The following is a 19415-nucleotide window of genomic DNA, read 5'->3' on the forward strand; positions in this document are numbered from 1 at the left end:
GTATGACGATTTCCTACAGCCGCTGGCCGGACGATCTGGCTGCACGTTACCGTGAAAAAGGCTACTGGCTCGATCTGCCGATGACCGACATCCTGGAACGTCATCGCGACAGCGAGAGCGTGGCGGTGATTGATGGTGAACGACAATTTACCTATCGCCAGCTGGCGGCGCTGAGTTACAACCTGGCCGCGGCATTGCAGCGTCGCGGCCTGAAGTCAGGCGATACGGCGCTGGTGCAGCTTAGCAACGTGGCGGAATTTTACCTGACGCTGTTTGCCCTGTTCAAAATCGGCGTCGCCCCGGTGAACGCCCTGTTCAGCCATCAGCGCACCGAACTGGCCGCCTATGCCAGTCAGATCTCGCCGAGCCTGTTAATTGCCGATCGCAGCCACGCACTGTTCGCCGATGATGCGTTTATTGCGCAACTTCGCCGCGATCAGCCTTCACTGCAGCAGGTGATCCTGCGTAATGACGCGCAGACGGAAAACAGCCTCGACGCCCTGCTGGCTGAACCCGCGGGCAACTTCATCGCAACCCCGACCGCAGGCGATGAAGTCGCCTTTTTCCAGCTGTCGGGTGGCAGTACCGGTACACCGAAACTGATCCCACGTACCCATAATGATTACTACTACAGCATCCGTGAGAGTGACGTTATCTGCGATGTTACCGCCGACACCCGCTACCTGATCGCCCTGCCCGCCGCGCATAACTTCCCGATGAGTTCGCCGGGCGCGCTGGGCGTTTTTTACGCGGGCGGACAGGTGATCTTAGCCGCCGATCCCAGCGCAACGCTCTGCTTCCCGCTGATTGAAAAGCATCAGGTCACCGATACCGGCCTGGTCCCGCCCGCCGCCAGTCTCTGGCTGCAGGCGATTCAGGAATGGGGCAGCAATGCTGCGCTGGCCTCGCTGCAACGCATTCAGGTCGGTGGCGCAAAGCTGGGCGAAACGCTGGCCGCGCGCATCCAGAACGAGATCGGCTGCACCCTGCAGCAGGTATTTGGTATGGCGGAAGGTCTGGTGAACTACACCCGACTGGATGACGATGAGCAGACCATTCTCACCACGCAGGGACGCCCGATCTCCCCGGATGACGAGGTGTGGGTCGCCGACGATCAGGGTAATCCATTGCCAGCAGGCTCCATCGGTCGCCTGATGACGCGTGGTCCTTATACCTTCCGCGGCTACTACAACAGCCCGGAACATAACGCCGCCAGCTTCGATGACCAGGGCTTTTACTGCTCTGGCGATCTGATTGAGATCACGCCCTCTGGCAACATCATCGTGCAGGGCCGGGAGAAAGATCAGATCAACCGGGGCGGCGAAAAGATCGCAGCCGAAGAGATCGAAAACCTGCTGCAGCGCCATGCGGATGTGATCCACGCTGCGCTGGTCTCCATGAGCGACGAGCTGATGGGTGAAAAGAGTTGTGCCTTTATCGTCACCCGTCAGCCGGTTAAACCGGTGGCGCTGCGTCGTCACCTGCGTGAACTTGGCGTGGCAGAATTTAAGCTGCCTGACCGTATTACCTGCGTAGATGCCCTGCCGCTGACCGCGGTCGGAAAGGTGGACAAAAAACGTCTGCGCCAACAACTTGCCGATCAACAAGCGCAAGCCTGATCTGTCCGGAGATTTTCAATGGCTATTCCACAACTGACCTCTTATCCGCTGCCAGCCGCCACCGAGTTGCCCAACAACAAAGTGAAATGGATGCTGGAGCCGGACCGTGCCGCCCTGCTGATCCACGATATGCAGCGCTATTTTCTCAACTTCTGGGGCGAAAATAGCCCGCTGGTTGAGCAGGTAGTCGACAATATTGCCCGCCTGCGTCGCTACTGCAAAGCGCAGGGTATTCCGGTGTTTTACACCGCTCAGCCAAACGCGCAGAGCGATGAAGATCGTGCGCTGCTCAACGACATGTGGGGACCGGGCCTGAATAAACATCCCGATCAGCAGAAGATCGTGGATGCGCTGGCACCGGATGAGGACGATCAGGTCCTGACCAAATGGCGCTACAGTGCATTTCACCGCTCGCCGCTGGAGTCGATCCTGCAGGAGATGGGCCGCGATCAGCTAATTATCACTGGCGTCTATGCCCATATTGGCTGCCTGACCACCGCCACCGATGCGTTTATGCGCAATATTCAGCCGTTTATGGTGGCCGATGCGCTGGCTGACTTCAGCCGTGAGGAACATATAATGGCGCTGACCTACACCGCGGGCCGTAGCGGAAAAGTGGTGATGACCGCCGATCTGATGCCTGTGCCACTCAGCAAAGATGATTTGCGCGCGTTGATCCTGCCGCTGCTGGAAGATGATGAGGTGCCGGAAGATGATGAAAACCTGATTGATTACGGTCTGGACTCAGTACGCGTGATGGCGCTGGCGGCACGCTGGCGTCAGGTACATCGTGATATCGATTTCGTCAGCCTGGCGAAAAATCCGAGCATTGATGGCTGGTGGGCGCTGCTGACGCGGGAGCCGGCGAAATGAGCCACACATTCGACTTCAGCGGTAAGATCGTCTGGGTAACCGGTGCCGGCCAGGGCATCGGCTATCATACTGCGTTAGCCTTTCATCAGGCTGGCGCACAGGTCGAGGCCTTTGATCAACGTTTTAAGGGCCATGATTACCCGTTTCCCTGCCACACGATGGATGTAGCCGATCCGGCGCAGGTCAAAACGATCTGCCAGCGCGTATTGGCCGCGCAGCCGCGCATTGATGTGCTGGTCAACGCAGCCGGTATCTTACGGATTGGTGCCACCGATGAGCTGTCGTTTGCCGACTGGCAGGCGTGTCTTAACGTCAATGCGGGCGGCGCGTTTAATCTGTTCCAGCAGACATTGCCACGCTTTCGCGAACAGCGCGCCGGTGCCATCGTCACCGTCGCGTCTAATTCGGCTCACGCCCCGCGTATCGGCATGTCCGCTTATGGTGCTTCAAAAGCGGCGCTCCGCAGTCTCTGCCAGACCGTGGGTCTGGAGATGGCGCCCTATGGCGTCCGCTGCAACATCGTTTCACCGGGTTCCACCGACACCGATATGCAGCGCAGCCTGTGGCACACACCGACGGGTGAGCAGGAGATGATTGCCGGCTTCCCGGATCAGTTCAAGCTGGGTATCCCGCTGGGCAAGATCGCGCAGCCGCAGGAAATTGCAGCCACCGTACTGTTTCTCGCGTCGGATCTTGCCAGCCATGTGACGCTGCAGGATATTGTGGTTGATGGTGGCGCAACCCTGGGAGCCTGATGATGACAGCGATCTGGAAGCGATCCATCGATCTTCCCGCCCTGAATGCGCTGGGTGAGAACTCTCTGGTGGCCCATCTGGGTATCGTTTTTACCCTGATAGGTGATGATTATCTGGAAGCGACGATGCCGGTCGATGCCCGTACGCAACAGCCGTTCGGGCTGCTGCATGGCGGTGCGTCCGTGGTGCTGGCGGAGTCGATGGGCTCAATTGCCGGATATCTGGCGGTTGAGGAAGGCAGCAGCGTGGTTGGCGTAGAAGTGAATGCCAGCCATCATCGTGCGGTTTCTGCCGGTCTGGTGCGGGGAATTTGCCGTCCACTGCATCTGGGTAAACGCAGTCAGAGCTGGCAGATTGAGATTCGGAACGGTCGGGATCAGCTGTGCTGCAGTGCGCGACTGAGTGTGGCGGTGATGAGCTAGCTGCAGAAAGAACAATGCCCCCTTTCAGGCCTGAAAGGGGGCATTGCATATCACGCTGTAGCAGGCGATCGGTTAACGCTGATAGATAATTTCAACGCCTTCGTCGTCTTCATCATCCCAGTCGTCATCCCACTCTTCATCTTCCACTTCAACCGTGTTTTCAATGGTTTCTTTGTGGTAATCGTCCCACATGAACTCCACTTTCTCCGGCTGCTTCTCTTCAAGCTCCGCTTCTTTCGGATTAGCGTTGATGAAGCTCATCACGTCCCAGCAGAGTTCGTTGACACCGGTACGGCTTGCGGCAGAAATCAGGTAATACTTATCTTCCCAGCCCAGCGCTTCAGCCACCGCTTTAGCCCGTGACTGCGCTTCTTCTTCACTGATCAGATCAATTTTGTTGAAGACCAGCCAGCGTGGCTTGTTGAACAGCTTCTCGCTGTACTTTTCCAGCTCGCCGAGAATGATGCGGGCATTTTCAACCGGATCGCTTTCATCGATAGGGTCGATGTCGATCAGGTGCAGCAACACGCGGCAGCGCTCAAGGTGCTTCAGGAAGCGAATGCCGAGGCCTGCGCCATCGGCTGCGCCTTCAATCAGGCCAGGGATATCGGCCACGACGAAGCTCTGCTCGCTGTCCATACGAACCACGCCCAGGCTCGGCACCAGCGTGGTAAACGGATAGTCCGCCACTTTTGGCTTCGCTGCCGATACGGCACGGATAAAGGTCGATTTACCGGCATTCGGTAAGCCCAGCATCCCGACATCTGCCAGCAGCATCAGCTCCAGCTGCAGATCGCGCTTTTCACCTGGGGTACCCATGGTTTTCTGGCGCGGACTGCGGTTTACAGATGATTTAAAGCGGGTGTTACCCAGGCCATGCCAGCCGCCTTTGCCGACCATCAGTTTCTGGCCGTGACGCGTCATGTCGCCCAGTGTCTCGCCGGTACCCTGATCGATAACCCGGGTGCCGACCGGCACTTTAACTTCGATATCTTTACCGCGTTTGCCAGTACAGTCGCGGCTCTGGCCGTTCTGCCCACGCTCGGCGCGGAAAGATTTTTCGAAACGATAATCGATAAGGGTGTTGAGGTTTTCATCAGCGATCAGATAAACGTCACCGCCGTCACCGCCATCACCCCCATCAGGGCCGCCTCTCGGGATATATTTTTCGCGGCGGAAGCTTACGCAACCATTACCGCCATCACCGGCGACGACCAAAATTGTCGCTTCATCTACAAACTTCATTTTCTATCTCCGTCACACAATCGCCTGCAGCACTCTGCAGACGGGTCCGCCAGGGTCTTCTGCGCTGACCAGCGGCGGATAAATCAGGATTGGCTTTCGCCAGTGCGTACATAAAGTGTACAGCAAACTTTTGTGATGCGTCGCTTTTACCGCAACAGACCGCAGAATGTAAAAAGCCCCGCAGGAGCTGCGGGGCCTTCAATTCGTGCGTTCAGACGTTAAACGTCTGCGTCACGACAACCTTACTCAGCAACGATGCTGATGTATTTACGGTTGTTCGGACCTTTAACTTCGAACTGTACTTTACCGTCTGCGGTAGCAAACAGGGTGTGGTCACGACCACAACCTACATTGGTACCGGCGTGGAATTTGGTGCCACGCTGACGAACGATGATGCTACCTGCCAGAACAGATTCGCCACCGAAACGTTTTACACCCAGACGTTTTGCATTGGAGTCACGACCATTTCGAGTCGAACCACCAGCCTTTTTATGTGCCATTTGTCAGATCTCCTCTTATGCCGTGATACCAGTGATTTTCACATCAGTGAACCACTGGCGATGGCCTGCTTGCTTACGGTAGTGCTTACGACGACGAAACTTAACGATCTTAATTTTCTCGCCACGACCGTGAGCAACAACTTCTGCCTTGATCATTCCGCCTGAAACCAGTGGCGCGCCGATTTTCACGTCTTCGCCATTAGCAATCATCAGAACCTGGTCAAACTCAATCGTTTCACCGGTTGCGATGTCCAGCTTTTCCAGGCGAACGGTCTGACCTTCGCTTACTCGGTGTTGTTTACCACCACTTTGGAAAACCGCGTACATATAAAACTCCGCTTCTGCGCTTGCCTTTTAGTTCATCAGGCGGCGCGCTAAATATTCACAATAGGGCGCGAATTCTACGCAAAACTCCAGAAGAAGACAAGAGCACTTTGCACACTCTTGCAGAAAAAAAACACAGGCTGAATGCAACCGTTTCTCAGGCAGAAAATTCAAGTACAATCAGTAACAGATTACCTGAACGCTGGCTGGGTAAAAGCACTTACCATGGCAGAGATAACGAGTCATAGCTGAAAAGACGAATGAACTTAGAACAGATTAATGAATTAACCGCACAGGATATGGCTGCCGTTAACCAGACCATCCTCGACCAGCTGAATTCAGATGTCTCGCTCATCAACCAGTTGGGCTACTACATCATCAGTGGTGGGGGCAAGCGTATCCGTCCCATGATTGCCGTGCTATCCGCACGTGCCATGGGCTACAAGGGCGATCTGCACGTGACCAATGCGGCGCTGATCGAATTTATCCACACCGCCACGCTGCTGCATGACGATGTCGTGGATGAATCCGATATGCGTCGTGGCAAAGCGACCGCGAACGCGGCGTTTGGCAATGCGGCAAGCGTGCTGGTCGGTGATTTTATTTACACCCGCGCCTTCCAGATGATGACCAGCATGGGTTCGCTGCGTATCCTGGCGCTGATGTCAGAAGCGGTAAACGTGATTGCTGAGGGCGAAGTCCTGCAGCTGATGAACGTCAACGATCCCGACATCACCGAAGAGAGTTACATGCGCGTGATTTACAGCAAGACCGCGCGTCTGTTTGAAGCGGCCTCGCAGGCCTCGGCGATACTGGCTGAAGCCACACCTGAAGAGGAAAAAGCGCTACAGGATTATGGGCGCTATCTGGGCACCGCTTTCCAGTTAATTGACGACTTACTGGATTACAGTGCTGACGGCGAGACGCTGGGCAAAAATACCGGCGATGATCTGAGTGAAGGCAAACCCACGCTGCCACTGCTGCATGCTATGCAGCACGGCTCACCTGAGCAGGCGAAGATGATCCGTGAAGCCATTGAGCAGGGAAATGGCCGCCATCTGCTTGAACCGGTACTGGAAGCGATGAATCAGTGTGGTTCACTCGAATGGACGCGCAGCCGCGCCGAACAGGAAGCGGATAAAGCCATTGAAGCCTTGCGTATTCTGCCCGAATCGCCGTGGCGCAGTGCGCTGGAGTCGCTGGCGCACATGTCAGTTCAGCGCGATTTCTGATCCCTCACGGAGCCTGACAGGCTCCGTTTTACGTCCCTGCTCTCACTTCTTTTTGTTATCTCTTAGCTGTTGCACTCCTTTTGCATGCCACCCCACAGATCAGATGCTGGATCCAAATATTACTGGAAACTAATGGGAACTATTTGCTATAAAAACCTCAATCTTTCCAGATAAAGGTAAAAAGGAAAGCTCACGTCCTGCGGGACGACGCAATGACAGGGAAAAGGAGAACAGGATATGCAAAAAAGGATGGAAGACTGGCACCCGGCTGACATTATCGCGGCGCTGCATAAGCGTGGAATGACACTCGCGGCGCTATCACGCGCAGCAGGTCTCAGTTCATCAACGCTGGCTAATGCGCTCACGCGTCCATGGCCCAAGGGCGAATGGTTGATCGCTGACGCGATCAAGGTTCATCCTTGTGAGATCTGGCCCAGCCGCTATTACGATCCCGAGACCCACTGCCTGCTGGATCGCAGAAAACGTATCCGGGCGCCTGTCGATCATTCCGATACCGCCTGAAAACTCAGGCGATCCTCAGGCGAAAAAAAACCAGCCCCCAAAGGGGGCTGGCTCTTTCAGAGCATCTGCGGGATTACTCTTCGCTGACGCGCTCGATGTTTGCGCCCATGGCTTTCAGCTTATCTTCGATGTGCTCATAGCCACGATCGATGTGATAAATGCGATCAACAAACGTCGTTCCTTCCGCAATACAACCGGCCAGAACCAGGCTGGCAGACGCACGCAAATCGGTCGCCATCACCTGCGCACCTGACAGGGTTTCAACCCCATGACAGATCGCCGTGTTGCTCTCAATCTCAGCATGTCCGCCCATACGAATCAGTTCCGGGATATGCATGAAACGGTTTTCGAAGATGGTTTCGGTAATCACGCCCGTGCCTTCCGCGACCATGTTTAACAGTGTGAACTGCGCCTGCATATCGGTCGGGAAACCTGGATGCGGTGCAGTGCGCACATTGACCGCTTTTGGCCGCTTGCCGTGCATATCCAGACTGATCCAGTCTTCGCCGGTTTCGATATCGGCACCCGCATCACGCAGCTTGGCCAGCACAGCATCCAGCGTATCCGGCTGGGTTTTGTGACACATCACTTTGCCACCCGAAATGGCGGCAGCCACCAGGAAGGTACCGGTTTCGATACGATCCGGCAGGACACGATAAACACCGCCACCCAGACGCTCTACGCCTTCGATGGTGATTTTATCGCTGCCTGCACCACTGATTCTGGCGCCCAGGGTGTTAAGGAAGTTGGCGGTATCGACAATTTCCGGCTCACGCGCCGCATTCTCAATCACGGTGGTACCGCTCGCCAGCGTCGCAGCACTCATGATGGTCACGGTCGCGCCGACGCTGATTTTGTCCATGACAATCAGTGCGCCCTTCAGGCGGCCATTGACTGACGCTTTCACGTAGCCCTCTTCCAGCTTGATCTCGGCACCCAGCTGTTCAAGACCGGTGATGTGCAGATCAACCGGACGCGCGCCGATAGCGCAGCCACCCGGCAGGGAAACCTGACCCTGACCAAAACGCGCCACCAGCGGGCCCAGCGCCCAGATTGAGGCACGCATAGTTTTGACCAGATCGTAAGGCGCACAAAATACATCTACCGCGCTGGCATCGACATGCACAGAACCGTTGCGTTCCACCTTCGCACCCAGCTGGCTCAGCAGCTTCATGGTGGTATCAATGTCGCGCAGCTTTGGCACATTCTGGATCTCGACCGGCTCTTCAGCCAGCAGCGCAGCAAACAGAATAGGAAGCGCGGCGTTCTTTGCCCCGGAAATGGTTACTTCACCACTTAAGCGGGTGGGGCCTTGCACACGAAATTTGTCCATTAACACGGCTCTCAATTAACTAGCTAAAGATTGGACTCGCCAGCGACGAGTTCACCCCGCTGGGGATCAGAAACCGTTGAGTTTACGGTCACGCGCCCATTCAGCGGGAGTATAGGTTTTGATAGAGACAGCATGAATGCGGTTATCCGCGATAAATTCCATCAGCGGCGCGTAGACAGCCTGCTGCTTTTTTACGCGGCTCAGTTCGCCAAACAGTTCGCCTACGGCGATCACCTGAAAATGGCTGCCATCATTGCTCATCACATGCACTTCATCTAAAGGCAATGCTGCCATCAGCACGGCCTGAATTTCACTGTTTTCCATTGGGCTTAACTTCACTTAATAATAATAAGGCTGACATAGTAGAGGAAAGCGGCTGACTCTTAAATACGCAAAAGCCCCTGTTGAAAACAGGGGCTTAGCATAACAACCGGAAATCAGGCGCTTTTATCCGCAGAAACAATAATCTGTTGCAGATTGTAAAGCGTTATCAGCGAATGCAGTTTGTCGCTGATGCCCGTAAAGCGAGGGGTAATACCCTGTGCCCGCGCGATTTCCCGCAGGTGCACCAGCAGGGCAAGCCCGGAAGAGTCCACACGCTCCAGCGCCGCGACGTCGATGGTATCGACATCTTTAATCAGCGTTTCACGTTGCTGCCACAGGCTCATCAGCGTGTCGCGATCCAGTTCGCCTTTCAGTAATAGCGTGCTGGCTTCCCGCTCCCAGCGTAACGATTCGTGCATTATTGTTGTTTATCCAGCGTGATTGGCTGTGCCGCAGAAGATTTCAGCTGCGCCGTCAGACCATCGATACCTTTGGTACGTAACAGATCGCTCCACTCATTTTGTTTGGTGGTAATCATGCTGACGCCTTCAGCGATCATGTCATACGCCTGCCAGTTACCGCTCTGGCTGTTTTTACGCCACTGGAAGTCGAGGCGAACCGGTGGACGACCATTGGGATCGATAATGGAAACGCGAATAGCGACAATCTGGGCATCGCCTAACGGCTGCTCAGGTTGAATCTGGTAGCTCTGTCCGTTGTACAGTGCCAGTGCCTGACCATAAGCCTGCGCCAGATAGTCACCAAAGGCGCTGAAGTAGGCTTCACGCTGAGCGGGCGTCGAATCACGATAGTAGCGGCCCAGCACTAACGCGCCCGCATATTTGATCTGTACATAGGGCAGCAGCTCCTGACGCACAATCTGACGCAGGTAGTTAGGGTCCTGCTTGATTTTCGGCTGCTCGTTTTTCAGACGGGTGAACGTCTTTTGTGCCGCTTCATTCATCAGTTTGTAGGGGTTGCTCTGATCGGCTGCGGTTGCCGTCAGCGGTACCGCAACCACCAGCATGGCAATCATCAGTAAACGTTTAAACATGGTATACCCTCTTCTTTAAGGTTGAGCCGGTGCCGCAGGCGCAGCACTGTCGCCTTCCTGCGCATCCTTGTTTTCACTGTTTTGTTTATTATCGCCGCTCTTATAAAGGAACTGACCGATCAGGTCTTCGAGCACCATGGCGGATTTCGTATCGCGCAGCGTATCGCCATCTTTCAGCATCGCCGAACCCAGTTCAGGATCGTCAAATCCTAAATTGAGTGCCAGGAATTGCTCACCCAGTAGTCCCTGAGTGCGAACCGCCAGCGAGCTGGTGTCTGAAATTTTATTCGCATACTGATCGCTGATGTCCATGGTGACACGCGGCAGCAGCGTTTTCGGCTCTAACTCAATGTCGGTCACCCGGCCAATCACCACCCCACCAATCTTGACCGGCGAACTGGCTTTGAGACCACCAATATTGTCAAAGGTGGCGTAGAGCTTCCACGTCGGCTCGGTGCCCATTGACTTTAAATCGGCGACGCGCAGCGCGAGAAACAGCGCCGCCAGCAACGCCATAATCATAAATATGCCAACCCAGATTTCGCTTTTTTTGCTTTGCATTGCATCAATTCCCAAACATCAGTGCTGTCAGCACAAAATCCAATCCGAGCACCGCCAGTGACGCGTGCACCACAGTGCGCGTCGTCGCGCGACTGATCCCTTCAGAGGTTGGAATCGCATCATAGCCGTTAAACAGCGCAATCCACGTCACGGTAATGGCAAATACCGCACTTTTAATCAGGCAGTTAACCACATCGGCACGAAAATCGACGGCATTCTGCATCGCCGACCAGAAGAAACCAGGATCAATCCCTTTCCAGCTCACCCCGACCAGCGCCCCACCGGCAATCCCTACCGCGGTAAAAATCAGCGTCAGTAACGGCATACTGATAAAACCGGCCCAGAAGCGCGGCGAGACCACCCGGCGCAACGGGTCAACCGCCATCATCTCCATACTGGAGAGCTGTTCGGTGGCCTTCATCAGGCCGATTTCGGCTGTCAGCGCAGACCCTGCCCGTCCGGCGAACAGCAGCGCGGTCACAACCGGCCCCAGTTCGCGCAGCAATGACAGCGCCACCAGCATACCGAGGCTGGTTTCCGCGCCATAGGTGTTTAAGACCAGATAACCCTGAAGGCCAAGCACCATGCCGATAAACAGACCGGAAACCACGATGATCAGCAGCGACAGCACGCCGACGCTATAAAGTTGTTTAATCAGTAGCGGCGTGTGTCTGCGGAACGCTGGCTTGCCCACCAGCGCATGAAAGAGCATGAGTCCTGCGCGTCCAAAACTGGCGCACGTTTCAATTCCCTGACGTCCAAATGTCGCCAGCGCCTTCAACACCATCAGTTTAATTACTCCCTGAGCCGGTTAAATCAGCGAGATAGTCGCCGGCAGGAAAACGGAAGGGAACCGGACCATCCGCATCGCCATCAATAAACTGGCGAACGCGCGGGTCATTGTTCGCTCGCAACTCCGGCGTGGTGCCGTGTGCGATAATTTTTTGTCCGGCCACGATATAGGCATAGTCCGCAATACTCAGTACTTCCGGTACGTCGTGCGAGACCACAATACAGGTCAGGCCCAGAGCATGGTTCAGTTCATCAATGAGTTTTACCAGCACACCCATCGTGATCGGATCCTGACCGACGAAAGGCTCATCAAACATGATCAGTTCCGGCTCCAGCGCGATAGCGCGCGCCAGTGCCACACGACGCGCCATTCCGCCCGACAGCTCCGCGGGCTTCAGCTGGGCCGCGCCACGCAGACCCACCGCTTCCAGCTTCATCAGCACTGTGCTGTGCAGCAGCGGAGGAGGCAGACGGGTATGTTCACGCAGCGGCCAGGCAACATTTTCATAGACCGTCAGGTCAGTAAACAGCGCGCCAGACTGGAACAGCATGCTCATTTTTTTGCGCGCTTCGTACAATTTAGTGCGAGACAGTGACGGAATGTTTTCACCACGGAAAAAGATTTCACCGCTGGTCGGCTGAAGTTGCCCCCCAATCAAGCGTAGCAGCGTGGTTTTTCCTATCCCCGACGGCCCCATTATCGCCGTCACTTTGCCTTTTGGCACGGTCAGCGAAATGTCATCGAAGATGGTGCGATCTCCGCGCGAAAAACTCACGCCACGAACCTCAACCAGATTCGATTGCTGCTGGATCATTATAACCTCTTGTAAGGATCGGGCGTAAACATGGGGTACGATGGTAGCCTGTTCGGTCCTGATTCACGATAGCTTTACAGAAACTTACCGCTAAGATTTGGCGAAAATGGTCATTAAATTTACTTTTGCCGTCCGGACGGTCAAAATCAGCGCCTGTCTCGCCAAACAGAACCTTAAACCGGTCGGGAAAGGCATTGCCGGCCTGGGTTTTTACGCAAGGATTTTTCATGTTCGTAGCTTCTGCACTGCTGATTATCGGTTTGCTTTTACTGGCATATGGTGCCGATCGTCTGGTGTTTAGCGCCTCTATACTGTGTCGATCATTTGGCATCCCGCCACTGATTATTGGCATGACCGTTGTCAGCATCGGCACCTCGCTGCCAGAGATGATCCTCTCCTTTTCCGCCGCGCAGCATGGCCAGATGGATCTTGCTGTTGGCACCGCGCTCGGCTCGAATATTACCAATATTTTACTCATCCTGGGTGCCGCTGCGCTTATGCACCCGCTCAGCGTCCATTCTAATCTGATACGCCGTGAACTGCCGTTAATGTTGCTGGTTACCCTGCTCAGCGGTTTCATGCTGTTTGACAATCAGCTTAGTCGACTGGATGGAATAGGCCTGATCGCCATTGCCGCGATTTATCTGATGGTGGTGATTCGCATTGCGCGTAAAGCAGAACGGGATAACAACGACACCCTGACCCGCGAGCAGCTGGCCGAGCTGCCACGCGAAGAGAGCGGAAATACGGTGGCCTTTCTCTGGCTGGCCGTCGCGCTGATTATCCTGCCGATGTCGACACGAATGGTGATCGACAATGCCACTGCGTTTGCCGACTATTTTGGCGTCAGCGAGCTGGTGATGGGCCTGACGCTGATCGCCGTGGGCACCAGCCTGCCCGAGCTGGCAACGGTTATTGCCGGTGCGCTGAAAGGCGAAGATGATATCGCGATCGGCAATCTGATCGGCGCCAACATTTATAATATTGCCATTGTGCTGGGTCTGCCGGCGCTGATTCACCCTGGCAGTGTCGATTATCACGCCTTCGCCCGTGATTACTGGGTGATGCTGGGAGTCAGCGTGCTGTTTGCCCTGCTCTGCCTGCTACGTCGCCGCCGCGTTGGCCGTACGGCAGGCTTATTTTTACTCTGTGGTTTCTTCGTCTGGGTGACGCTGCTGTGGATGCAGCCGGCATTCATGGACGGCTAACAAGGACAGACTCACTATGTCATATCAGCAACCAACAGCATTTGATTTCCAGCAGGCGGGGAAAACCGTACTGCGCATTGAGCGCGAAGGTCTGGAACAACTCGATCAATATATTAACGACGATTTCGCCCGCGCCTGCGCCCTGATCTACGCCTGTCAGGGTAAAGTGGTGGTGATGGGCATGGGCAAGTCTGGCCATATCGGCAAAAAAATGGCGGCGACCTTTGCCAGTACCGGCACGCCCGCTTTTTTTGTTCATCCGGCCGAAGCCAGCCATGGCGATCTGGGCATGGTGAGCAAAAATGATGTGGTCATCGCCATCTCCAACAGCGGTGAGTCGAACGAAATCCTCGCGCTGATTCCGGTTTTAAAGCGTCAGCACATTACGCTGATCTGCATGACCGGAAGGCCTGACAGTGCGATGGGCCGGGTTGCCGATGTGCATCTGTGTGTCCATGTTCCGCAGGAAGCCTGCCCGCTGGGTCTGGCACCGACCACCAGCACCACGGCCACGCTGGTGATGGGTGACGCGCTGGCGGTTTCGCTGCTGGAAGCGCGCGGCTTCACCGCCGAAGACTTTGCTTTGTCCCATCCTGGCGGTGCGCTGGGTCGTAAACTGCTGCTGCATGTGGCTGATATCATGCACAGTGGCGATGAACTGCCGCACGTCACACGGGACGCCTCGCTGCGCGATGCGCTGCTGGAGATTACCCGCAAAAATCTGGGGCTGACGGTGATCGTCGACGACCTGATGAAAATTGAAGGTATCTTTACCGATGGTGACCTGCGCCGCATCTTTGATATGGGCATCGATTTCCAGCGCGCCACCATCGGGGAAGTGATGACGCCAGGTGGCATCCGCGTCCGGCCTAATATGCTGGCGGTGGAAGCCCTGAACCTGATGCAGACCAAAAACATTACCTCGATTCTGGTGGCCGATGACGACCATCTGCTCGGTGTGGTACATATGCATGACATGCTGCGCGCTGGCGTAGTCTGAACAGGAAGAGAAAATGCAACAGGCAACCCACCCGATTGAAACCTGCTACGGCCCGGTCAGCGCTGACGTTATGGCGCGCGCCAGCAGGATTCGTCTGCTGATCTGCGATGTCGATGGCGTGATGTCCGACGGAGTGATCTACATGGGGAATAATGGCGAAGAGCTGAAGGCATTCAACGTGCGGGACGGTTACGGCGTTCGCTGTTTGCTGACCTCCGATGTGGAAGTGGCTATTATTACCGGCCGCAATGCCCGTCTGATGGAAGATCGCTGCAAAACGCTCGGCATCCGTCATCTTTATCAGGGACAATCGGATAAGCTTTTGGCCTATCGTGAACTTCTGGATAAACTGTCTCTTTCCGACGACCAGGTCGCCTACATCGGTGACGATCTGATCGACTGGCCGGTTATGGCAAAAGTGGGATTAAGCGTGGCGGTGGCGGATGCACATCCGATCCTGTTGCCGCGCGCGCATTATGTCACGCGGATTGCCGGTGGACGCGGTGCAGTTCGCGAAGTATGTGACCTGATCTTAATGGCGCAGAACAAATTTGAGGATGCCAAAGGGCAATCAGTATGAGTAAAAGCAGGCGTTGGATAACGCTGATTCTGACCTTGATTGCACTGGTTTTGATCGGCTGGAATCTTACTAACCAGGATGACGATGGCACGCCAGTCGGGACGGACAGTCAGTCACCGACCTACACCAGTGCTGATTCACACACTGTGGTTTATAACCCGCAGGGCGCGCTGTCATATAAACTGGTCTCTGACAAAGTGACCTATTTCTCGGATGATGAACTGAGCTGGTTCGACAATCCGGTCATGACCACCTTTGATGAGAACAAAATCCCTACCTGGACGTTACGCGCGGATAAAGCAAAGCTCACCAAAGATCGTATGCTTTACCTGTATGGCCATGTTGAGCTGAATACGCTGACGCAGGATTCTCAGCTTGAGCGGATCAAAACCGATAACGCCCAGATTAATCTTGTCACTCAGGACGTTACCTCTGATGACCAGGTGACATTGTATGGCCGCAGTTTTAACTCCACCGGCATGAAAATGCGCGGCAATTTACGGACAAAAAACGCCGAGTTAATCGAGAAGGTCAAAACCTCTTATGAAATTCAAAATGAACAAAAATAGCCTGAAGCTTTTACTGGCCAGCATGCTGCTGGCAACCAGCGTTCCGGCGCTGGCTCTGACCGGTGACTCGGACAAGCCCGTCAATATTGACTCGCAGAATCAGGCGCTGGATTTGCAAGGCAATGTCGCGACCTTTACCGGCAATGTCATCGTGACGCAGGGCTCAATTAAAATCACGGCAGATAAAGTCGTGGTGACCCGTCCGGGCGGCGACAGCAAGAAAACCATCGTTGACGCCTACGGTAATCCCGCCACCTTCTATCAGATGCAGGACAGCGGTAAGCCGGTGCAGGGCCATGCCGCAAAACTGCACTATGAACTGGCTAACGATTTCGTTGAACTGACCGGCAATGCGTTCATTGAGCAGCAGGACAGCAACATCAAAGGCGATCGTATTACCTACCTGGTGAAAGAGCAGAAAATGCAGGCTTTCAGTCAGGGCCAGAACAAGCGCGTCACGACTGTACTGGCGCCGTCGCAACTTCAGGACAAAGGTTCGTCCAACAGCGGAAAGAAGAGTAACTGATAGCTATGGCCACATTAATCGCAGAAAACCTGGCGAAGGCATATAAAGGCCGTCGCGTGGTAGAAGATGTCAGCCTGCAGGTCAAATCCGGCGAGATTGTCGGCCTGCTGGGCCCGAACGGTGCCGGTAAAACCACCACCTTTTACATGGTAGTGGGCATTGTGCCGCGTGACGCTGGCCGCATTATTATTGATGATGAAGATATCAGCATCCTGCCGCTGCATGCCCGTGCGCGTCGTGGCATCGGCTATCTGCCGCAGGAGGCATCGATCTTCCGTCGCCTCAGCGTCTACGATAACCTGATGGCGGTCTTGCAGATCCGTGACGATCTGACCGAAGAGCAACGCCAGGATCGTGCTCGTGAGCTGATGGAAGAGTTTCACATTGAGCACCTGCGCGACAGCATGGGCCAGGCACTTTCGGGTGGTGAGCGACGTCGTGTTGAGATTGCGCGGGCGCTGGCGGCTAATCCTAAATTTATCCTGCTGGATGAACCTTTTGCCGGTGTTGACCCCATCTCCGTTATCGATATTAAGAAGATCATTGAGCATCTGCGTGACAGCGGCCTCGGTGTGCTGATTACCGACCATAACGTACGCGAAACGTTAGCGGTCTGTGAGCGGGCTTATATCGTCAGCCAGGGGCACCTGATCGCACACGGCACACCGAATGAAATTCTTGCGGATGAGCAGGTTAAGCGGGTTTATTTGGGTGAAGAGTTCAGACTCTGATAAGGTGTCGTTAATACCGATGTTTACCTGGGAACGATCATCCTGTCTATGAAGCAAGGTTTACAACTCAGGTTCAGCCAACAGCTGGCAATGACTCCGCAATTGCAACAGGCGATTCGCCTGCTGCAACTCTCTACGCTTGAACTCCAGCAGGAGCTTCAGCTTGCGCTGGAAAGTAATCCGCTGCTTGAGCAGACTGACCTGCATGAAGAGATCGATTCACGGGAGTCTTCAGAGGCCGAGGCGCTGGATACACGCGAAGCGCTTGAGCAGAAAGAGATGCCTGATGAACTGCCGCTGGATGCGACCTGGGATGAGATCTACACCGCGGGTACGCCTTCCGGCACCGGCACCGATTACCAGGATGATGAGTTACCGGTTTATCAGGGCGAAACGACCCAGTCGCTGCAGGATTATCTGATGTGGCAGGTCGGACTGACGCCGTTCAGCGATACCGATCGCGCCATTGCCACCTCTATTGTCGATGCTATTGATGACACCGGGTATCTCACCGTTTCGCTTGAGGAGATCCTTGACAGCATCGGCGATGATGAGCTCGAAGCGGATGAAGTTGAAGCGGTGCTGAAACGCATCCAGCGCTTTGACCCGATTGGTGTTGGCGCGCGCGACCTGCGTGACTGCCTGCTGGTGCAGCTTTCACAATATGCGCCCGAAACGCCGATGCTGGCAGAGGCGCGTCTGATCGTCAGCGAACATCTCGATCTGCTGGCAAACCACGACTTCCGCAGCCTGATGCGGGTCACACGCCTCAAAGAAGAGGTGCTGAAAGAGGCGATGCTGCTGATTCAGTCGCTGGACCCGCGTCCGGGTCAGTCGATCAACACCGGCGAACCAGAATATGTCATTCCCGATGTGCTGGTGCGTAAGATCGGCAGCCGCTGGACGGTTGAACTCAATGCCGATAGCGTGCCACGCCTGAAGATCAATCAGCACTATGCGGCAATGAGCGGCGCGACGCGGAACGACAGCGACAGCCAGTTCATTCGCAGTAATCTGCAGGAAGCCCGCTGGCTGATTAAGAGTCTGGAAAGCCGCAATGATACCCTGCTGAAAGTGACGCGCTGTATTGTTGAGCAGCAGCAGGCCTTTTTCGAGCAGGGTGAAGAATTTATGCGCCCGATGGTGCTGGCGGATATCGCTCAGGCCGTTGAGATGCACGAATCGACCATCTCCCGCGTTACCACGCAGAAGTATCTGCACAGCCCGCGTGGCATTTTTGAACTGAAGTACTTTTTCTCCAGTCACGTGAATACCGAAGGTGGCGGTGAAGCCTCCTCTACCGCGATTCGTGCCCTGGTGAAAAAATTAATTTCGGCGGAAAATCCAGCCAAACCCTTGAGCGACAGTAAACTGACCTCCATGTTATCTGATCAGGGGATCATGGTGGCACGGCGTACCGTCGCCAAATATCGTGAGTCTTTATCCATCCCGCCATCGAACCAGCGTAAACAACTGGTTTGAAAGAAATGAGAAGGAAGACCTATGCAGCTGAACCTGACCGGGCAACACGTTGAAATCACTCCACCTCTGCGTGAATTCGTCAACGGTAAATTTGCCAAACTGGAACACTATTTTGAACATATCAATCAGGTCTATATTGTCCTGAAGGTTGAGAAAGTCACGCAGGTGGCTGACGCAACACTACACGTGAATGGTGGCGAGCTGCACGCCACATCCGAAGCGGAAGATATGTATGCGGCCATTGACGGACTGATCGATAAGCTCACCCGTCAGCTGACCAAACACAAAGATAAACTGAAAAAACACTAACCTTCACGCTAGCGACGCGCGCCTGGCGCGCAGAGCCGACAGGATGGGGCGGATAATCCGCCCCGTTTTGTCATCTGAGCAGGCGCCGTTTGTCACACGCGTCAATACGCGCTGGCGGTGAATGGCCTGGTGAACACGCAAGTGAAACGATAATGAACAACGATCTCACACTGGAATTGAGCACAGTGCTTTCGCCAGACTGCACCCGCAGCGGCGTCCACTGCCAGAGCAAAAAACGTGCGCTGGAAATCATCAGCGAACTGGCCGCTAAGCAGCTCAACCTGCCGCACCAGACGCTTTTCGAAGCGATCCTGACCCGCGAACGCATGGGCAGTACCGGTATTGGTAACGGGATAGCCATCCCTCACGGCAAGCTGGAAGAGGATACGCTGCGCGCGGTTGGGGTGTTTATCAGCCTCGAACAGCCGATTGCGTTTGATGCCGTCGACAACCAGCCGGTCGATCTGTTGTTTGCCTTACTGGTCCCGGCTGACCAGTGCAAAACACATCTGCACACCCTGTCACTGGTGGCAAAGCGTCTGGCAGATAAAACGGTTTGCCGTCGTCTGCGCGCAGCGCAGAGTGATGAAGAGCTCTATGCCATTATTACGGAAGTCCAGTCGGAGCAGTAACGCGTCT

General features: G+C 55.0%; 26 protein-coding genes. 15 read left to right on the forward strand and 11 right to left on the reverse strand.

Annotation, left to right across the window (positions count from 1 at the left end):
* Positions 1-2: 2 nt before the first annotated feature.
* From HFD87_RS15680 to HFD87_RS15695, 4 genes are read left to right on the forward strand one after another with little or no spacing between them, the layout of a single operon-like run.
* A complete protein-coding gene (locus HFD87_RS15680) occupies positions 3-1619 on the forward strand; it encodes a (2,3-dihydroxybenzoyl)adenylate synthase (RefSeq protein WP_167423638.1) in 1617 nt (538 codons plus the stop codon).
* Between the two features lie 18 nt (positions 1620-1637).
* Positions 1638-2492 (forward strand): isochorismatase family protein, encoded by an 855-nt coding sequence (locus tag HFD87_RS15685; RefSeq protein WP_167423639.1) that lies wholly within the window; start codon positions 1638-1640, stop codon positions 2490-2492.
* A complete protein-coding gene (dhbA, locus tag HFD87_RS15690) occupies positions 2489-3247 on the forward strand; it encodes a 2,3-dihydro-2,3-dihydroxybenzoate dehydrogenase (protein ID WP_033759623.1) in 759 nt (252 codons plus the stop codon). The genes HFD87_RS15685 and dhbA overlap by 4 nt, the downstream gene beginning before the upstream one ends.
* Before the next feature lie 2 nt (positions 3248-3249).
* Positions 3250-3669, forward strand: a complete 420-nt coding sequence (locus HFD87_RS15695) for a hotdog fold thioesterase (protein WP_029519501.1) — start codon at positions 3250-3252, stop codon at positions 3667-3669.
* 72 nt (positions 3670-3741) lie between these two features.
* Here the strand turns inward: HFD87_RS15695 and cgtA are convergent, their stop codons facing one another.
* From cgtA to rplU, 3 genes are all read right to left on the reverse strand, one after another.
* A complete protein-coding gene (cgtA, locus tag HFD87_RS15700) occupies positions 3742-4914 on the reverse strand; it encodes an Obg family GTPase CgtA (protein WP_003851092.1) in 1173 nt (390 codons plus the stop codon).
* Between the two features lie 242 nt (positions 4915-5156).
* Positions 5157-5414 (reverse strand): 50S ribosomal protein L27, encoded by a 258-nt coding sequence (gene rpmA, locus HFD87_RS15705; RefSeq protein WP_003851093.1) that lies wholly within the window; start codon positions 5412-5414, stop codon positions 5157-5159.
* 15 nt (positions 5415-5429) lie between these two features.
* Complete coding sequence (gene rplU / locus HFD87_RS15710) at positions 5430-5741, reverse strand: 50S ribosomal protein L21 (protein ID WP_008925416.1); 312 nt, start codon at positions 5739-5741, stop codon at positions 5430-5432.
* A 257-nt stretch (positions 5742-5998) separates the two neighbouring features.
* Between rplU and ispB the strand changes: the two genes are divergently transcribed.
* Together ispB and HFD87_RS15720 are read left to right on the forward strand one after the other, a co-directional pair.
* Complete coding sequence (ispB, locus tag HFD87_RS15715; protein WP_008925415.1) at positions 5999-6970, forward strand: octaprenyl diphosphate synthase; 972 nt, start codon at positions 5999-6001, stop codon at positions 6968-6970.
* A 237-nt stretch (positions 6971-7207) separates the two neighbouring features.
* Positions 7208-7492, forward strand: coding sequence for a helix-turn-helix transcriptional regulator (locus tag HFD87_RS15720; protein ID WP_022625265.1), 285 nt, complete (start codon positions 7208-7210; stop codon positions 7490-7492).
* A 73-nt stretch (positions 7493-7565) separates the two neighbouring features.
* Here the strand turns inward: HFD87_RS15720 and murA are convergent, their stop codons facing one another.
* The 8 genes from murA to HFD87_RS15760 form a co-directional block, all read right to left on the reverse strand.
* The gene (gene murA / locus HFD87_RS15725) at positions 7566-8825 is read right to left on the reverse strand and encodes a UDP-N-acetylglucosamine 1-carboxyvinyltransferase (RefSeq protein ID WP_167423640.1); all 1260 of its coding nucleotides are present in this window, start codon (positions 8823-8825) and stop codon (positions 7566-7568) included.
* A gap of 66 nt (positions 8826-8891) precedes the next feature.
* Positions 8892-9149, reverse strand: a complete 258-nt coding sequence (gene ibaG / locus HFD87_RS15730) for a BolA family iron metabolism protein IbaG (RefSeq protein WP_010251880.1) — start codon at positions 9147-9149, stop codon at positions 8892-8894.
* A gap of 113 nt (positions 9150-9262) precedes the next feature.
* Positions 9263-9568 (reverse strand): lipid asymmetry maintenance protein MlaB, encoded by a 306-nt coding sequence (gene mlaB, locus HFD87_RS15735; protein ID WP_010251883.1) that lies wholly within the window; start codon positions 9566-9568, stop codon positions 9263-9265.
* Positions 9568-10203 (reverse strand): phospholipid-binding protein MlaC, encoded by a 636-nt coding sequence (gene mlaC / locus HFD87_RS15740; protein WP_010251887.1) that lies wholly within the window; start codon positions 10201-10203, stop codon positions 9568-9570. The genes mlaB and mlaC overlap by 1 nt, the downstream gene beginning before the upstream one ends.
* A 15-nt stretch (positions 10204-10218) precedes the next feature.
* A complete protein-coding gene (mlaD, locus tag HFD87_RS15745; RefSeq protein WP_010251890.1) occupies positions 10219-10764 on the reverse strand; it encodes an outer membrane lipid asymmetry maintenance protein MlaD in 546 nt (181 codons plus the stop codon).
* 4 nt (positions 10765-10768) lie between these two features.
* Positions 10769-11551 carry a lipid asymmetry maintenance ABC transporter permease subunit MlaE gene (mlaE, locus tag HFD87_RS15750; protein WP_010251894.1) on the reverse strand — a complete coding sequence of 261 codons (783 nt, stop codon included), beginning with the start codon at positions 11549-11551 and terminating at the stop codon, positions 10769-10771.
* Positions 11552-11555: 4 nt separating this feature from the next.
* On the reverse strand, positions 11556-12371 hold the full coding sequence (gene mlaF / locus HFD87_RS15755) for a phospholipid ABC transporter ATP-binding protein MlaF (RefSeq protein ID WP_010251897.1): 816 nt from the start codon (positions 12369-12371) through the stop codon (positions 11556-11558).
* Positions 12343-12600 carry a hypothetical protein gene (locus HFD87_RS15760; protein WP_124889623.1) on the reverse strand — a complete coding sequence of 86 codons (258 nt, stop codon included), beginning with the start codon at positions 12598-12600 and terminating at the stop codon, positions 12343-12345. Before HFD87_RS15760 ends, mlaF begins: the two co-directional genes overlap by 29 nt.
* Between HFD87_RS15760 and HFD87_RS15765 the strand changes: the two genes are divergently transcribed.
* The 9 genes from HFD87_RS15765 to ptsN all read left to right on the forward strand — a co-directional run bounded on the left by HFD87_RS15765 (position 12599) and on the right by ptsN (position 19408).
* On the forward strand, positions 12599-13579 hold the full coding sequence (locus tag HFD87_RS15765) for a calcium/sodium antiporter (protein WP_010251901.1): 981 nt from the start codon (positions 12599-12601) through the stop codon (positions 13577-13579). The genes HFD87_RS15760 and HFD87_RS15765 overlap by 2 nt on opposite strands.
* 16 nt (positions 13580-13595) lie before the next feature.
* Positions 13596-14579: an arabinose-5-phosphate isomerase KdsD gene (kdsD, locus tag HFD87_RS15770; RefSeq protein WP_010251903.1), complete on the forward strand. Its 984-nt coding sequence runs from the start codon at positions 13596-13598 to the stop codon at positions 14577-14579.
* Between the two features lie 13 nt (positions 14580-14592).
* Positions 14593-15159, forward strand: a complete 567-nt coding sequence (gene kdsC, locus HFD87_RS15775) for a 3-deoxy-manno-octulosonate-8-phosphatase KdsC (protein ID WP_010251905.1) — start codon at positions 14593-14595, stop codon at positions 15157-15159.
* The gene (gene lptC, locus HFD87_RS15780; protein ID WP_010251907.1) at positions 15156-15728 is read left to right on the forward strand and encodes an LPS export ABC transporter periplasmic protein LptC; all 573 of its coding nucleotides are present in this window, start codon (positions 15156-15158) and stop codon (positions 15726-15728) included. The genes kdsC and lptC overlap by 4 nt, the downstream gene beginning before the upstream one ends.
* Positions 15703-16254, forward strand: a complete 552-nt coding sequence (gene lptA, locus HFD87_RS15785) for a lipopolysaccharide ABC transporter substrate-binding protein LptA (RefSeq protein ID WP_167423641.1) — start codon at positions 15703-15705, stop codon at positions 16252-16254. Before lptC ends, lptA begins: the two co-directional genes overlap by 26 nt.
* A 5-nt stretch (positions 16255-16259) precedes the next feature.
* Complete coding sequence (lptB, locus tag HFD87_RS15790) at positions 16260-16985, forward strand: LPS export ABC transporter ATP-binding protein (RefSeq protein ID WP_003851107.1); 726 nt, start codon at positions 16260-16262, stop codon at positions 16983-16985.
* A 48-nt stretch (positions 16986-17033) separates the two neighbouring features.
* Positions 17034-18467 carry an RNA polymerase factor sigma-54 gene (gene rpoN, locus HFD87_RS15795; protein WP_010251911.1) on the forward strand — a complete coding sequence of 478 codons (1434 nt, stop codon included), beginning with the start codon at positions 17034-17036 and terminating at the stop codon, positions 18465-18467.
* Positions 18468-18488: 21 nt separating this feature from the next.
* The gene (hpf, locus tag HFD87_RS15800; protein ID WP_010251913.1) at positions 18489-18776 is read left to right on the forward strand and encodes a ribosome hibernation promoting factor; all 288 of its coding nucleotides are present in this window, start codon (positions 18489-18491) and stop codon (positions 18774-18776) included.
* A 152-nt stretch (positions 18777-18928) separates the two neighbouring features.
* Entirely contained in the window at positions 18929-19408 is a 480-nt protein-coding gene (ptsN, locus tag HFD87_RS15805; protein ID WP_010251916.1) for a PTS IIA-like nitrogen regulatory protein PtsN, read from the forward strand.
* Positions 19409-19415: the final 7 nt, after the last annotated feature.

Source organism: Pantoea sp. EKM21T (assembly GCF_011800405.1).
Lineage (GTDB): Bacteria > Pseudomonadota > Gammaproteobacteria > Enterobacterales > Enterobacteriaceae > Pantoea > Pantoea agglomerans.

What these genes read in the sequence shown, in the direction of transcription:
- HFD87_RS15680 (WP_167423638.1), top strand. Translation starts at nt 3, where the DNA reads ATGACGATTTCCTACAGCCGCTGGCCGGACGATCTGGCTGCACGTTAC.
- HFD87_RS15685 (WP_167423639.1), top strand. Translation starts at nt 1,638, where the DNA reads ATGGCTATTCCACAACTGACCTCTTATCCGCTGCCAGCCGCCACCGAG.
- dhbA (WP_033759623.1), top strand. Translation starts at nt 2,489, where the DNA reads ATGAGCCACACATTCGACTTCAGCGGTAAGATCGTCTGGGTAACCGGT.
- HFD87_RS15695 (WP_029519501.1), top strand. Translation starts at nt 3,250, where the DNA reads ATGACAGCGATCTGGAAGCGATCCATCGATCTTCCCGCCCTGAATGCG.
- cgtA (WP_003851092.1), bottom strand. Translation starts at nt 4,914, where the DNA reads ATGAAGTTTGTAGATGAAGCGACAATTTTGGTCGTCGCCGGTGATGGC.
- rpmA (WP_003851093.1), bottom strand. Translation starts at nt 5,414, where the DNA reads ATGGCACATAAAAAGGCTGGTGGTTCGACTCGAAATGGTCGTGACTCC.
- rplU (WP_008925416.1), bottom strand. Translation starts at nt 5,741, where the DNA reads ATGTACGCGGTTTTCCAAAGTGGTGGTAAACAACACCGAGTAAGCGAA.
- ispB (WP_008925415.1), top strand. Translation starts at nt 5,999, where the DNA reads ATGAACTTAGAACAGATTAATGAATTAACCGCACAGGATATGGCTGCC.
- HFD87_RS15720 (WP_022625265.1), top strand. Translation starts at nt 7,208, where the DNA reads ATGCAAAAAAGGATGGAAGACTGGCACCCGGCTGACATTATCGCGGCG.
- murA (WP_167423640.1), bottom strand. Translation starts at nt 8,825, where the DNA reads ATGGACAAATTTCGTGTGCAAGGCCCCACCCGCTTAAGTGGTGAAGTA.
- ibaG (WP_010251880.1), bottom strand. Translation starts at nt 9,149, where the DNA reads ATGGAAAACAGTGAAATTCAGGCCGTGCTGATGGCAGCATTGCCTTTA.
- mlaB (WP_010251883.1), bottom strand. Translation starts at nt 9,568, where the DNA reads ATGCACGAATCGTTACGCTGGGAGCGGGAAGCCAGCACGCTATTACTG.
- mlaC (WP_010251887.1), bottom strand. Translation starts at nt 10,203, where the DNA reads ATGTTTAAACGTTTACTGATGATTGCCATGCTGGTGGTTGCGGTACCG.
- mlaD (WP_010251890.1), bottom strand. Translation starts at nt 10,764, where the DNA reads ATGCAAAGCAAAAAAAGCGAAATCTGGGTTGGCATATTTATGATTATG.
- mlaE (WP_010251894.1), bottom strand. Translation starts at nt 11,551, where the DNA reads ATGGTGTTGAAGGCGCTGGCGACATTTGGACGTCAGGGAATTGAAACG.
- mlaF (WP_010251897.1), bottom strand. Translation starts at nt 12,371, where the DNA reads ATGATCCAGCAGCAATCGAATCTGGTTGAGGTTCGTGGCGTGAGTTTT.
- HFD87_RS15765 (WP_010251901.1), top strand. Translation starts at nt 12,599, where the DNA reads ATGTTCGTAGCTTCTGCACTGCTGATTATCGGTTTGCTTTTACTGGCA.
- HFD87_RS15760 (WP_124889623.1), bottom strand. Translation starts at nt 12,600, where the DNA reads ATGAAAAATCCTTGCGTAAAAACCCAGGCCGGCAATGCCTTTCCCGAC.
- kdsD (WP_010251903.1), top strand. Translation starts at nt 13,596, where the DNA reads ATGTCATATCAGCAACCAACAGCATTTGATTTCCAGCAGGCGGGGAAA.
- kdsC (WP_010251905.1), top strand. Translation starts at nt 14,593, where the DNA reads ATGCAACAGGCAACCCACCCGATTGAAACCTGCTACGGCCCGGTCAGC.
- lptC (WP_010251907.1), top strand. Translation starts at nt 15,156, where the DNA reads ATGAGTAAAAGCAGGCGTTGGATAACGCTGATTCTGACCTTGATTGCA.
- lptA (WP_167423641.1), top strand. Translation starts at nt 15,703, where the DNA reads ATGAAATTCAAAATGAACAAAAATAGCCTGAAGCTTTTACTGGCCAGC.
- lptB (WP_003851107.1), top strand. Translation starts at nt 16,260, where the DNA reads ATGGCCACATTAATCGCAGAAAACCTGGCGAAGGCATATAAAGGCCGT.
- rpoN (WP_010251911.1), top strand. Translation starts at nt 17,034, where the DNA reads ATGAAGCAAGGTTTACAACTCAGGTTCAGCCAACAGCTGGCAATGACT.
- hpf (WP_010251913.1), top strand. Translation starts at nt 18,489, where the DNA reads ATGCAGCTGAACCTGACCGGGCAACACGTTGAAATCACTCCACCTCTG.
- ptsN (WP_010251916.1), top strand. Translation starts at nt 18,929, where the DNA reads ATGAACAACGATCTCACACTGGAATTGAGCACAGTGCTTTCGCCAGAC.